We start from the raw sequence: 12,051 nt of genomic DNA, 5'->3' as shown, positions 1-12,051 counted from the left end.
GATACTCCAGCAGCACTTTGATGTCTGACCTGGGGAAACGTCGAGCGGTGGGAGTGTAGCGGGCGGGCTGTGGTCACGGGCGGCTTCTGCCCGCCCGCCCCTCGAAGGGTGCCCCCGACGGCGGTAGTGGCAGTGGCTGGCCACGGCCCGGCGTCGTCGGCGCCGGCGCGACCGGTTCAACGCGTGGATGTGAGGGTGGCGGGGAGCGCGAGCTGCCACAAGTCGCCGCACTTCCGCCACGGTGAGCTCGATGGCCTCAGCTTCCTCACCGGTGCAGCCCCCTTTTCGCGCTCCTGCGCGGTCATCACCGCGAGGAAGGCGTGCGCGAGCATCGCGAGGGTGATGTGCCGGTCCCAGGGAACTGCGTTCGTTCGGCCACGAACAACGCCGACGTCGCCCGGACCCGGTTCACTTCATGTGCGTCCACTCGTCCAACGTGCTCTTGAACAGGACCGAAAGGAAGACCTGATGGAGTTTTACTAGAGGCTGAGCGTGATCGCAGCTGCGGCGCCGCCCAGGCCGAGGGCGAAGGCAGCCTCCTTCCAGCCGCCCGCGCCCCAGCGGAACAATCGGTCGACAGCCAGCCGGCCCGGACCGATGGCCGTGACAGCCAGGGCGACGACGGCGATGCACACGCTGTATTCGACGCCACCGTCGGTCTCCCACAGGCCGTGGGCGCCGGTGACCGTTGCCATCGCATTGATCATGACGCCGATCAGGGCGGCAGCCGCGAGCGGCGTGAGCAGCCCGAGGGCCAGGCCGAGGCCGCCCAGCGACTCGGACAGGCCCCCGATCAAGGCGAAGAGCTTTCCCGGACGATAGCCCAGGGCCGCAAAACCCTTGCCGGTCGCCGTCAGGCCACCACCTCCGAACAGCCCGAAGATTTTCTGGGCACCGTGTGCGGCCATCAGCAGGCCGAAGGTCAGGCGGATGAGCAGCAGGCCGCAGTCGGCCGCGGTCGCCGTGGGCGCGGCGGTCGGACGCGCTGCCGGTTCCGTGAAATGTTCAGATCGGTTGAGGATGCGCTTGGTCGACATGATGATGCTCCGGTAGGCAATACCAGAACGGATATGTCCCCCCAGCTCGGTCGAATGCCGAGGCACCGGTCACTTGGTGAACCCCGCGTGGCGTCGTGGAGAGCTTTCCCTCCCGCCGGTCCTTCCGCAGCGGAGGGGGTCGTGCGTCCGGGCCCGGTCTGTGAGGAGGCCGACGCGGAGTCAGAGGTCTTCGGCTGTCTGATCAACGCCCGTCGGATCTTTCCGCAGCGGACGTGGTCGTACGTCCGGGCGCGGTCTGCGGAGAGACCGGGGCGGGGTCGCCATCGGTGTCGCCGGGCTCGAGCCGGACGCAGCATTCGCCGGGCTCGGGCGCCAGGACGGCTTGGACTCCGTTGACCTGAAGGCCGTTGAGGTAGCCGCTGAGAAAAGCCTGGTTCATGCCGCACACCAGGTCGGGAGCCCTTGCGGCCAGCGGGTGGAAGGGGCAGTTGCGCAGCCGGAGCCGGGTGGGGGTTTCCCGGACGGGCTCGTAGCCGTAACGGTCCAGCAGGCGTTCGCAGGCGGTCAGCCCGCGCTCGGGGCCCAGCCGGCCCGGCCGGGTCTCCTCCCGCGCGGCCTCGCCCATCCGTCGGCCCCGCTGTTCGGCCGACCGCACGGCTGCCTGCGTGGCGCTCTCGTCGGCGCCTTCGGTCAGAACGGCATCCAGCAGAAGGTCCGCCAGGAGTTCGTGGCGCCGCTCGGGGATGCTGACCGTGATCTGGGCGTCGGTGGCTTCGTACACCTTCGGCCGCCTGCCGACCTTGCGGATCCCGCCGGGTGTTTCGTAGTACGCGCGCAACAGCCCGGCATCGACGAGTTTGTCGAGGTGGAAGGCTGCGAGTTTGCGTGAGATGCCGACGCTGGCAGCGGCCTCGTCGCGGGTGACGGCGCGGCGGGCGCGCCGGATGAAGGCGAACATGCGCCGCCGTGATTCGTCACTCAGGACGCTGACGGAGTCGATGGCGGTGCCGGCGGCGTCGGCCGACACGGTTGGTTCGGAGACCACGAGACCACCGTAACTCCCATTCACGTAGGCGCAACCGCTCTTTTCAGCTTCTGCGCCGAGGCACCTTGACGCCCTCACGCAATAAGCCAAGACTTATTGGTGAAATTACCGGAGGTTGCGATGGCCAGTGAGTCTCAGCTTCGGGCGAGGCGTCCGGTCGGCGCCTCGCTCGCCGGCCCGCACGGCCACCCGTTCCACCCGATCCTGGTGACGGTGCCGATCGGCGCCCTGTCGGCGTCGGCGAACTCGTGCGGTCTGCGCTCAGCCCGGCCGCTCGGGCGGTCTTGGGGTTCCTGGGCGGCAGGCTCGCCCACCGCTACGGCGTACGAGTCGCCGACGAGAGCACCCAGCCCGCGGGATACCCGCCCGGCCGGACCGCACAGGGCGTGCGTTCCGTCGTGTGAGCCGCTCCGAGCGCCTGCCACGACGGCCGGTGCCGTCCGGACGCCTCCGTCATCGTCATCACTTGGGGGTTCCCCATGGACATCGCCGCACTGATCACCCGGGCGGCCACCGCCCTCGGCGGCCTTCACCTGCTCGGCGCCTGGATCCGGCACAGCGGGATCCGCCGGCAGCAGTCCGGTACCAGCCGCCTGCCCGCGCCGGTCGTCTTCGGGCACTTCGCCCTGGCCCGGACTTCGTTCGGTCTGCTGCCGCCGGCCGCCCTGCCGGGGTTCGTGATGCCGGCCCGCTGGATCCCCGCCCACCGGGACCACGCCTCTGCCGGGGCGATACCGGCCGCCGCCACGGCGCACGGAGCCGGAGGGGCCGTCCCCACCGAACGGCGCTTCCCGCTGCCGGTGGTGCCGGCACACGGCCTGTTCGCCGTGGTCACTCTCGTCCTGGTCCTGCCCACCGCCCTGAGCGTCGGGAGCGGCTGACATGACCGAGCGCCCGCACCGCGCCACCGCCCGCGCAGACGCATACGAGGACGGAACGGCATCCGCACGGCCCGCCCTGCGGGTGGTCCACGAGCCCGGCGGTATCGACCTGGCCGCCGCGGAACACGCGGTCGGCCAGTTCCTCGACGCTCTCGGCATCTCCACCGCCTCGGAGAGCCTGCGCGGCACACCGGGCCGGATGGCCCGCGCGTATGCCGAACTGTTCAGCCCCCGTCCCTTCGACCTGACCACCTTCCCCAACGACGAGGGCTACGACGAACTCGTCCTGGCCCGCCGCATACCCGTCCGGTCGGTGTGCGAGCACCATCTGCTGCCGTTCGTCGGCACCGCCCACGTCGGCTACCTGCCCGGCGCCCGCATCCTGGGCCTGTCGAAGCTGGCCCGTGTCGTCGAGCACTTCGCCTGTCGGCCGCAGGTCCAGGAACGCCTGACCAAGCAGGTCGCCGACTGGCTGCAGGCGCATCTGGAGCCCAAGGGCGTCGGCGTGGTGATCGAGGCCGAGCACACCTGCATGACCCTGCGCGGCGTCCAGGCCACCGGCTCCAGCACCATGACCTCCACCCTCCTCGGTCTGCTGCGCACCGACGCCCGCTCCCGCAGCGAGTTCCTCGCCCTCACCAGCGCGGCCTCCTGACCCGTGCCGACGTCATGGCAACACCGTTGAGGCCGACCGTCCTGCAGGGACTGACCTCATGGAAGCGAGTTCGTCTTCGGCCGGCCCGGCACCCGGAGCACCCCGGACACCGAAACCGTCACCCGTGCACGTCCGTACGGAACCGCCACCGCCCGCTCCTGGGACCGGCTCCGCTCCAAGCCGCCCCACCACGCTCCTCCTGGGCCACGGCAGACGGCACCTCCCCGTCGCCAAGGCAACCGTGATCTGCGTGGTGCTGGAGCCGATCGAAAAGTTGTTGAACTTTCACGCATGGATTACCCTCGACCAGGAGCTTGAATTTTCAAGCTCTTCCTCTCGTTCCTTCAGAAAGATCCGTGCGACATGACTTCCCCCCTCACCCGCTCCACCGCTTCCTCCCCCACCGTCACCGAGGGCACCTCGCTGCACTCCTACGACGCCGGGTTGCTGATCGTCCGCGTCGCCCTCGGACTGACCGTCGCAGCGCATGGGGCACAGAAGCTGTTCGGCTGGTTCGGCGGCGGAGGGATTGAGGGCACCGCCCAGTTCTTCACCATGAGCGGCTACCCCTCGGGCGAGACGATGGCCGCGATCGCCGGACTCAGCGAGACCCTCGGCGGGCTCGGCCTTGCGCTCGGTCTGCTGACGCCGCTCGCCGGCGCGGCCGTCCTCGGCACGATGATCAACGCGCTGGCCGTCAAGTGGGGCGGCGGCTTCTTCGCTCCGCAGGGCGTCGAGTACGAAGTCCTGCTGATCGCCGGTGCGGCCGGACTGGCCCTCACCGGGCCCGGCAGGATCGCCGCCGACCGTTTCCTGCCCGGGCTGCGCGCGCACCGGCTGGTACACGGTGTCGCCGCCGTCGTGCTCGCCGTCGTGCTCGCCGGCCTCGTCCTGCTCATCCGCAACTGAGCGCCGTCGCTTCGACGCCACGCGGAAGCAGGTCTGCTGCGGTGCCGTGCCAAGGCCGTAGGGAGGTGCACCTCCCTACGGCCTTCGTACGTCGGGGTTCCGTTGTTCCGGAACCTGCTGCCGCCCCACCCCGCATCCCCGCCCCACCGTTTCGCGGACCGGGCCGCCCACCGGCCGCTGCCGGACGACAGCGAACTCGCCCAGGCCGTCGCCGTGTCGGCCCGGGCTCAGCAGAACGCGGTCCGGGACCGCGCTCAGGCCCGCAACACGCTCCGCTCCCGCTTGCGCGAGCGCTTCCCCGGACTCCTCGCCACCTTCCAGCGCACGCGCGGAGGGTTCCGTCTGCCCCCGGCCCCCACCATCCTGCAGCCCGACCGAGGAGGACCGGCTGTACCCGACCACCGTCATCGACATCGCTTCCCGCCGCGTGGCCGGCTGGGCCACCGCCGTCCACCTGCGGACCGAACCGGTCGCCGACGCATTGCGGGCCGCCTGCCACGGCCGTCGTCCGGCCGTGCCCAGTCGGGCAGCCGCCCACACCGCGGTCCTTGAGTGGATCGAAAGCCGGTACGACTTGCGGAGGCTGCACAGCAGCCTCGGCTACCGCAGTCCCGCCGAGTACGAGACTGTCCTCGCGGCCCGACCACCACACCGATGGTGTCCGCCGAGGCGGAGCGAGCCCGGTCCTGTCCGGCGTGCACGGGCGCTGCTCGGCGATCGTCACCGGATGTGCGCCAGGCATGGAGTGCGGCACTGGTTGCCCCTTCAACGGCGTCCTCGCCGCCGACGGGCGGGGTTCCGCTGAACCGCCCGCCCGGCGCGCGCGTAGAGAAGGGCGGAGGGCCTCTCCCGTTGGCCCTCACCCCTACGGCGCACCGACCGATTCGAGGAGTACACACCGATGAGCACCGTTCGCCTGGGCGACCGGCTGTCGAGCCACCAGCCTCTCGTTCTGGGCTTGTTCCGTATCGTCCTTGGTCTGCTGTTCACCAGCGAGGGTGCCGCCACGGTCTTCGGGGTACTGGGCCGGCGGAGCAGCCCCACGGGTGACTGGCCGTTCTGGTACGCAGGGGTGATCGAGCTGGTCTGTGGCGCTCTTGTCCTCCTCGGAGTCGCGACACGCAGCGCGGCATTCCTCAGCTCGGGAATCATGGCCTTCGCCTACTTCACCGAGCACCAGAAGGACGGGCTCTTCCCGCTGCAGAACGGCGGCCTGTCCCCGGCCTTGTTCTGCTGGGGCTTCTTGCTGCTGGTCTTCTTCGGACCGGGAGCCCTGGCCCTGTCGGGCCTGGTCCGCCGCGGCGGCACCAGGAGCTCCGCCCGGCCGGTGCCCGGACAGGTCCGGTGACGCGCAGGCATTCGGCAGGATCGGGGCCGAGGCCGATCGGGGCCGGCGCCGGATCCAGGCCAGTGCTTGGCCTCGGCCCGGCCGGTCCGGGTGGCCGCAAAGTCGTGGCGAGGTGAGTTCCGGCGCTCGGCTGTCCAGGCCCCGGGCCATTGTGAGGGAGCCGGTGAGAGCCAGAAGACACACGTCCGTGCAGCCCGTCTCGATGATGTGCGGGAAGAGATCTCCTTCCTCCGCGCCGCTCGCCTCGTCGAAGCCGCGTGGCGTACCCGGCGCCGAGCCCGGCTGCATGACGAGCAGAGTGCAGTTCTCCAGAGCCTCGAGGCCGTGCAAGGGCCCTGCTCCGGATCCACCGATGTGCAGAAGGAACTGCCGGTACGGGTCGGGGAGAGTGACGGCGCGTTCGGACTCGAGTGCTGCGATCCGGGCGGCGGTCGGCTTGCGCCGCACGCGGGGTGTGCGAGGGTCCATCGGGCTGCTTCTCGCGTCGAGCACAGCCCAGTGGGCCGGCACGCTCAGCGGGCCGGCAGGGCCCGCTTGCGCAGCAACTCGAAGCCGGTACGGCCGAACATCCGGCGCTTGAGCATCTTGATCCGGTCGACATGGCCTTCGACAACGCCCGAGTTCCCGCGCAGGGTGAAATCGGCGATGACGGCGTCGCGGTCGCCGTGTACTCCTGTCTCGGACTCGGCGAGGTCACCACGCTTCCCGAGGAGCCCACGGCGAAACAGACAACCCCCTACGCGGTCATGCTCGTGGTTGTCCTCGGCCGCATCCTCTCCCCGGCCGTCGCCTCCATCATTGCAACTGGTCCACCCGGACGGCGCGTTCGGCGATCCCGGGGCCGCCTCCTGCACCATGTCCACCGAACTGGCCCAATGAGATGAGCTGTCAAGGCGCCGGGCAGCGAACCACCTGCCACCGCCTGTCGGCGCGGTCAGCGCCGGCCCGCACCCGCAACCCGTTCCTGGACGCGCCCCGCCCTGCCGACTGTCGGCCGGCAGGGCGGGGAGGTCGTGTGCCCGGAACGAGACGGGCGTCAGGCGGACACCGGGGCGGCCGGCTGCGGCTCGTCGTAGACGCTCTGCACGTGGCCGGCCGGGGAGGCCGAGGCGTTGTCGTACTTCGTCCGGTCCAGGATCTCCGCGTAGGCGGAGACGAGCACCGGGACGAGGGCCTGGCCCGCGACGTTGCCGACGGTACGTATCATGCCCGGGATCGGGTCGACGGCGAGCAGCAGGCCCACGTCCTCCATCGGCAGGCCGAGGGTGGACAGGGTGAGCGTCAGCATGACGGTCGCGCCCGTCGGACCGGCGGTGCCGCCGAGCCGATCACCGAGACGAAGGTGCCGTAGGCGGTGCAGGCCCGCGGTGCGGTGGTTCGTTCCGCACATCCGTCAGCGGTGCCTGGACGGCCGCGGATGTGCCGGCCAGGCCTCCGCCGGGGTCCGGTGCGAGTGCGGGTGGGGGCGGTCAGTCGGTTCAGGGCGCGCGCCCGGGCGACCAGGACAGAGGGACTGGGACTGCTGCCGAAGGGGCTCTCCCCCCAGGGGCCCGGGCGCGGCCGGTGCCGCAGTCACCGCACCCAGGCGTTCCTTTCCTGCCGGGCGGGGCTGGTCAGTGGACGGCCAGCCGCTGTTCGACCCGGGTGCGGTGCGCCAGGAGGGTTTGGGTGTCCGCTGGGCAGTTCCCGGATGGTCCCGGAAGGCCGGCCGTCCGCCCACCGCGCAGGCGGCGTAGCGGCGGTGGCCCGCCGGGCGTGCGGCGTGGGGGCACACGATGCGCACCGTGTGCCCCCACGGTCCGGGCCGGCTTGTCAGCAGCCGTCGATGCCGCAGGTCGGTCCCTGCGCGTCGGTGCTGTGGGCCTGTGCGTCCAGCACGGCCTTGCGGATGCGTGCGGGGTCGGGGACGCCCTCGATGCGGGTGTGCCCGTCGATGATCAGGGTGGGGACGACGGTGATGCGGTGTGCCGCGGCCTCGCGCAACGCCTCCTGGTGGGCCCGGGTGAAGGTGCCCTGCTCCAGGGCGGCGGTGAAGCCGGCGGCGTCCAGGCCCAGTTCGGCGGCGATGTCACTCAGGACACCGATCCGGCCGATGTCGCGGTTCTCCTGGAAGAAGGCCCGCAGCACGCGGGGGGTGTACGCGTCGCCCTTGCCGTGGGCGGCGGCGTACTGGAAGCCCTCGAAAGCCAGGCGCGTGTAGGGCTGGGGCGAGATGGTGGGGAGGGTGATGTCGACACCGAGACGTTCGGCCATCGGGTAGACGCCGCGCTCCCACGTCGTGGGCAGGTAGGGGTCCTCGGGCCGCAGCGTGGGGGTCGGGTGGGGCCGCAGCTCGAAGGGCATCCAGTGGATGTCCACGTCCAGGTCGGCGGTCGCTTCGCGCAGAGGCGTCTCGGCCAGCAGGCAGAAGGGGCAGACGAAGTCCGACCAGACGCGGATGGTGACCGGCTGGGAGGAGCGGGGGGCGGCGGACTGGGGGCGGGGGCTCATGAGATGCCTTCCTTTCATGGGCGGGCAGGGCGACGGGGGGCCTGACCGGGGTGTCCGGCCAGGCGGGTACGGGCGGAAAACGGGGCGGCTCGTTCAGCCTCAGCGGCGGCCGGCGGGGAATGCGGTGCGGTGGGAGGAGGCAACCGCGCCGAACGCGACGAGGGCCGCGGCGCCCATCGCGGCGGGAAGGGCCGCGGCTCCGGTGCCTTCGACGAGGACGGCGCCGATGACGCCGCCGACGGCGATGGCCAGGTCGAACGCGACGGTGAACACCGACACGGCCGCATCCGTGTCCGGGCCGGCGGCCCCGGCCAGCGCGGCCTGCATCTGGGTGGCGGCACCACCGAAGCCCAGGCCCCACAGCACCAGGCCCACCACGGCGGGCACGCCCGACACCTCACCGGTGCTCAGGAGCACCGCGGCCGCGATGAACAGCACCAGTGCGCCCAGGGTAACCCGGCGCAGCGCCCGGTCCACGACCGCGGCAGTGATCACCAGGCCGGCCGGCGAGGGACACCGAAGATCAGCAGCGCCAGGTCGACGTCCGGGGAGATGCCGAAGCCGTGCGGGTAAGGGCCGATGCAGGTGTGGAGCACGTTGTGGGCGAACATCCAGGCCACGACGGTGACCAGGATCGGCACCATGCCGGGGATCGCGGCGACCTTCAGCAGCGGCTTGCGCGCCTGCTTGGGCTGCCCCGGTGCGTCCGGGACGACCAGCAGCGCCCAGGCGATGACGATCACGGACAGCACCGACATCACGCCGAACGTCCAGCGCCAGTCGGTCACGCTGCCGAGCCAGGACCCGACCGGTGCACCGATGGCCAGGGCGACCGGAGTGCCGGCGGTCGCCACGGCCGGCGCACGTCCCGCGAACCGCGGGGCGACGATGTGCCGCACGTACCCGGCCGGCATGCTCCACAGCAGCCCCGCGAAGGCCCCCGCGAGCAGCCGGCCCACCAGGGCCACCGCCAGAGAGGGGGCCGGAGCAGTGATCGTGTTGGCGACGAGGAAGCCGCTCAGCCCGCCGATCAGCACCGGCTTACGGCGCGGACCGCGCGTCATCGCGGTAGCCGGAATCGCGGCGAGAACGGTGCCCAGCGCGTACACACTCACCAGCTGTCCCGCGGAGGCCCGAACGGCGGCCTCGATGGGGCCCGTCGATGTGATGCCACCCATAGGAGCCGGATCACGTCCTACCGCGGGTAGTAGAGGTCCGACCGCACCAAGCAGCGCAAAAGGTTCCGAATTTGAGCATTTCGGATATTTCTCCGTAGTCGGGTAGTACGTCACACCTTTGCGCTCCATCCCGCCCGCCGCTAACCATGGCTGTCGTTGCTTCGAGCCACGAGACGGACGACCGGGCGGACTCCGCCGGATCCGCGCTCAGGCCCGCAGCACGGGGCCTCGCCCCAACGCCACCGCGACCGACAGCGGCCGGCACCCCTGACGACGTACCCCACTGGAGATTCCTTCCGCATGACCGCGACCACCCGCACCAGCCGCCTCGCCCGCCTGCGCACCCTCACCCTGACCGGCATCGCCACCACCGGCGCCGCAGCCGCCGCGCTCACCCTGATGCCCTCGCCCGCACAGGCCGCCGAAGCGACGCAGGTGAACGCCTCCTCCGTGGTCACGGCCGCCTCCCACGACAGCCGCACCGCCTACCAGGGCAAGACCGGCTACGCCAACAACCTCGACGGCTGGATCAAGCAGTCCCTGAAGGTCATGAAGGCCAAGGGCATCCCCGGCAGCTACGAGGGCCTCAAGCGCAACATCATGCGCGAGTCCGGCGGCAACCCCAACGCCCAGAACAACTGGGACGTCAACGCCAAGAAGGGCACCCCCTCCAAGGGCCTCCTCCAGGTCATCGACCCCACCTTCAAGGCCTACCACGTCTCCGGCACCGCCCACAGCGTCACCGACCCGGTCGCCAACATCACCGCAGCGGCCAACTACGCCGCCCACCGCTACGGTTCCATCGACAACGTCAACTCCGCCTACTGATCCGGCGCACCCCGCACGGGGCGGGCCGGTGTTGCCCGGGCCGCGATGCCCTGACACTGCTGCGGTCAACTGCCGACCGCAGCAGTGTCAGTTGGGTCTATCAGGAATTCAGGCGTGATTCGCCTGTTTGGCCTACGAGTTGGTCGGTGAGCTGATCGGTCCGCACTCGTCCGACGGCAAGGCGGCCGTCGAAGAGGACGTCGAACTCGCTGAGGGCGGACTTCCAGCGGTTGTTCCAGCACCGGCGGCCGCGGCCTGTGGGTCGAGGGCGAGGGCGGCGAGGTGGAGGCGTTTGAGGGCGGCCTGCTCGTTGGGGAAGTGCCCGCAGGCCTGGGCCCCGCGCCGGTAGCGGGCGTTCAGGCTCTCGATGGCGTTGGTGGTGCGGACGACCTGCCGGATGGCGTCAGGCAGGCCGAGGAAGGGCACGAACTCGCTCCAGGCCCGCTCCCGGGTTCCCGTGATCGAGGGGTAGCGCTTGCCCCAGGTGGCGTCGAAGCCGACGAGACGCGCCCGGGCCTCTTCCTCGTTGACGGCGGTGTGGACGGACTTGAGACCACGGGCGGCCTCGGCGTTCTGTCGACGATCTTGTGATCCGGGTGGTCCGGCTCATCGTGCGAGCAGGACGCGTTCGCGAAGGAGATCGAGTCCGGCCCGGCCGAACATCTGGCGTCTCAGCATCTTCAGCCGGTTGATGTCACCCTCCACGGCACCGGAACTACGGGGCAGGGACAGCCCGTTGCGGACGGCGTCGAAGTCCCGGCGGAAAATGCGGGCGAAGGGCGCCGGCGGGGCCGGGGTGTTCCGTTCGACGTCGGCGATCCAGTTCTCGAGACGGTCGCCGTGGTGGCCGGTCATCATCGCGGCGAACCTCCTGACGTACAGGGTGAGCCGGTCCGGCTCGGGATCCCGCTCGCGCAGACGGTGCGGCTTGTCCGCGTCCTCGTCCCGCAAGTGTTCCGGGTGGGTCATGATCCACGAGGTGGCCTCGCGGACCGACGGAGGTTTGGGCCCCGCCACGGATGCGTGTCCACGCCCGGCCCGGTAGCGCAGCAGATGACGCTGAACTGCCAACTCCCCTCCGGGACAACCCAGTTCTTTGATCTCGCGGCAGAGCTGTGCGGCGTTTCTGACCCCCTTCGTTCCAGCGCCGGTGCGGCGGGCGTACCCGGGCAGCAGCCGGGGCCGGAAAGTGCCCAGCCGGTCCCGGGGACCTGCACCGTCACCGCGCCGGCCTCCGTCATGACCTTCTTGGCCCGGTAGCCGTTGCGCATGTTGCCGCCCGAGCGGGACCCGCGCCCGCCGCCCCGGCCGGCCTCGGCGGCCAGGTGCTCGTCCATCTCCGCCTCCAGGGCGGCCTGCATCAGGTGCTGGGCCAGTTCGGGCAGCAGCCCGCCCTCGCCCATCAGCCGCAGTCCCTCCCCGCGGACCTTCTCGGCCGCGAGCGCGGCCGGTTCCTCCAGCAATTCGCGGGACAGACCGTTCGGCGACACCGGCATCGACTTCACGTCGGCACCCTGGACACTGCCGTCGGCCACGGCAAGCGACACGCTGGCCAAGGTCTCGATCCGGTGATCCGTTGTCGTACCCATCAGGTGACTCCTTCGGGGAGCCGCACACCTGATTCATGACACTCCCGCGCGGTTGCGGCGGGGAAGGTCCAGGTGACGGGGAAGAGCCGTTAGCCCACCTGGCTGGGCGTGGCGGAGCGGGTCACGGGTC

The 12,051-nt window shown here is 70.9% G+C and carries 12 protein-coding genes and 5 pseudogenes; 6 read left to right on the top strand and 11 right to left on the bottom strand.

Translation table 11 applies throughout. The features are described from left to right. Nucleotides 1–176 precede the first annotated feature (176 nt). The 3 genes and pseudogenes from DEP02_RS35835 to DEP02_RS12125 form a co-directional block, all read right to left on the bottom strand. Nucleotides 177–356: pseudogene (locus tag DEP02_RS35835) on the bottom strand (IS701 family transposase); the annotation flags it as partial. A 123-nt stretch (nucleotides 357–479) separates the two neighbouring features. Further along, entirely contained in the window at nucleotides 480–1,037 is a 558-nt protein-coding gene (locus DEP02_RS12130) for a DoxX family protein (RefSeq protein WP_112467347.1), read from the bottom strand. Nucleotides 1,038–1,239: 202 nt separating this feature from the next. Continuing rightward, entirely contained in the window at nucleotides 1,240–2,043 is an 804-nt protein-coding gene (locus tag DEP02_RS12125; protein ID WP_332871954.1) for a helix-turn-helix transcriptional regulator, read from the bottom strand. Nucleotides 2,044–2,522: 479 nt separating this feature from the next. Between DEP02_RS12125 and DEP02_RS12115 the strand changes: the two genes are divergently transcribed. From DEP02_RS12115 to DEP02_RS12085, 5 genes and pseudogenes are all read left to right on the top strand, one after another. Then, nucleotides 2,523–2,924 (top strand): hypothetical protein, encoded by a 402-nt coding sequence (locus DEP02_RS12115; protein ID WP_112467346.1) that lies wholly within the window; start codon nucleotides 2,523–2,525, stop codon nucleotides 2,922–2,924. A 1-nt stretch (nucleotide 2,925) separates the two neighbouring features. After that, nucleotides 2,926–3,579: a GTP cyclohydrolase I FolE gene (gene folE / locus DEP02_RS12110; RefSeq protein WP_112467345.1), complete on the top strand. Its 654-nt coding sequence runs from the start codon at nucleotides 2,926–2,928 to the stop codon at nucleotides 3,577–3,579. A gap of 57 nt (nucleotides 3,580–3,636) precedes the next feature. Next, nucleotides 3,637–3,806 (top strand): annotated as a pseudogene (locus DEP02_RS35475) (NF041680 family putative transposase); the annotation flags it as partial. A gap of 136 nt (nucleotides 3,807–3,942) precedes the next feature. Next, a complete protein-coding gene (locus DEP02_RS12100; protein WP_112467344.1) occupies nucleotides 3,943–4,488 on the top strand; it encodes a DoxX family protein in 546 nt (181 codons plus the stop codon). Between the two features lie 901 nt (nucleotides 4,489–5,389). Further along, nucleotides 5,390–5,836 carry a DoxX family protein gene (locus DEP02_RS12085; protein ID WP_112467342.1) on the top strand — a complete coding sequence of 149 codons (447 nt, stop codon included), beginning with the start codon at nucleotides 5,390–5,392 and terminating at the stop codon, nucleotides 5,834–5,836. Between the two features lie 512 nt (nucleotides 5,837–6,348). On the opposite strand, the gene DEP02_RS12075 is transcribed toward DEP02_RS12085, so the two are convergent. The 5 genes and pseudogenes from DEP02_RS12075 to DEP02_RS12055 form a co-directional block, all read right to left on the bottom strand. Further along, nucleotides 6,349–6,699: a hypothetical protein gene (locus tag DEP02_RS12075; RefSeq protein ID WP_157977427.1), complete on the bottom strand. Its 351-nt coding sequence runs from the start codon at nucleotides 6,697–6,699 to the stop codon at nucleotides 6,349–6,351. A 173-nt stretch (nucleotides 6,700–6,872) separates the two neighbouring features. Then, nucleotides 6,873–7,177 (bottom strand): annotated as a pseudogene (locus DEP02_RS12070) (cation:dicarboxylate symporter family transporter); the annotation flags it as partial. A gap of 471 nt (nucleotides 7,178–7,648) precedes the next feature. Next, nucleotides 7,649–8,326 (bottom strand): DsbA family oxidoreductase, encoded by a 678-nt coding sequence (locus DEP02_RS12065; protein WP_112467340.1) that lies wholly within the window; start codon nucleotides 8,324–8,326, stop codon nucleotides 7,649–7,651. 99 nt (nucleotides 8,327–8,425) lie between these two features. Next, a complete protein-coding gene (locus tag DEP02_RS12060; protein WP_112467339.1) occupies nucleotides 8,426–8,821 on the bottom strand; it encodes an MFS transporter in 396 nt (131 codons plus the stop codon). Next, nucleotides 8,818–9,504 (bottom strand): MFS transporter, encoded by a 687-nt coding sequence (locus DEP02_RS12055; RefSeq protein WP_157977426.1) that lies wholly within the window; start codon nucleotides 9,502–9,504, stop codon nucleotides 8,818–8,820. The genes DEP02_RS12060 and DEP02_RS12055 overlap by 4 nt, the downstream gene beginning before the upstream one ends. A 300-nt stretch (nucleotides 9,505–9,804) precedes the next feature. Here DEP02_RS12055 and DEP02_RS12050 point away from each other — a divergent pair, with 300 nt between their 5' ends. Then, nucleotides 9,805–10,332 carry a transglycosylase SLT domain-containing protein gene (locus DEP02_RS12050; protein WP_112467337.1) on the top strand — a complete coding sequence of 176 codons (528 nt, stop codon included), beginning with the start codon at nucleotides 9,805–9,807 and terminating at the stop codon, nucleotides 10,330–10,332. A gap of 163 nt (nucleotides 10,333–10,495) precedes the next feature. Here DEP02_RS12050 and DEP02_RS12045 read toward each other — a convergent pair. From DEP02_RS12045 to DEP02_RS35825, 3 genes and pseudogenes are all read right to left on the bottom strand, one after another. Next, nucleotides 10,496–10,893 (bottom strand): annotated as a pseudogene (locus DEP02_RS12045) (transposase); the annotation flags it as partial. 45 nt (nucleotides 10,894–10,938) lie between these two features. Next, a complete protein-coding gene (locus tag DEP02_RS35830; protein ID WP_198668397.1) occupies nucleotides 10,939–11,301 on the bottom strand; it encodes a transposase in 363 nt (120 codons plus the stop codon). A 174-nt stretch (nucleotides 11,302–11,475) separates the two neighbouring features. Further along, nucleotides 11,476–11,828: pseudogene (locus DEP02_RS35825) on the bottom strand (transposase); the annotation flags it as partial. Between the last annotated feature and the right edge of the window lie 223 nt (nucleotides 11,829–12,051).

It is taken from the genome of Streptomyces triticisoli (genome assembly GCF_003270085.1).
In the GTDB taxonomy this organism is placed as follows: Bacteria; Actinomycetota; Actinomycetes; order Streptomycetales; family Streptomycetaceae; genus Streptomyces; species Streptomyces triticisoli.
This window is presented reverse-complemented; position numbering and strand designations above follow the sequence as displayed.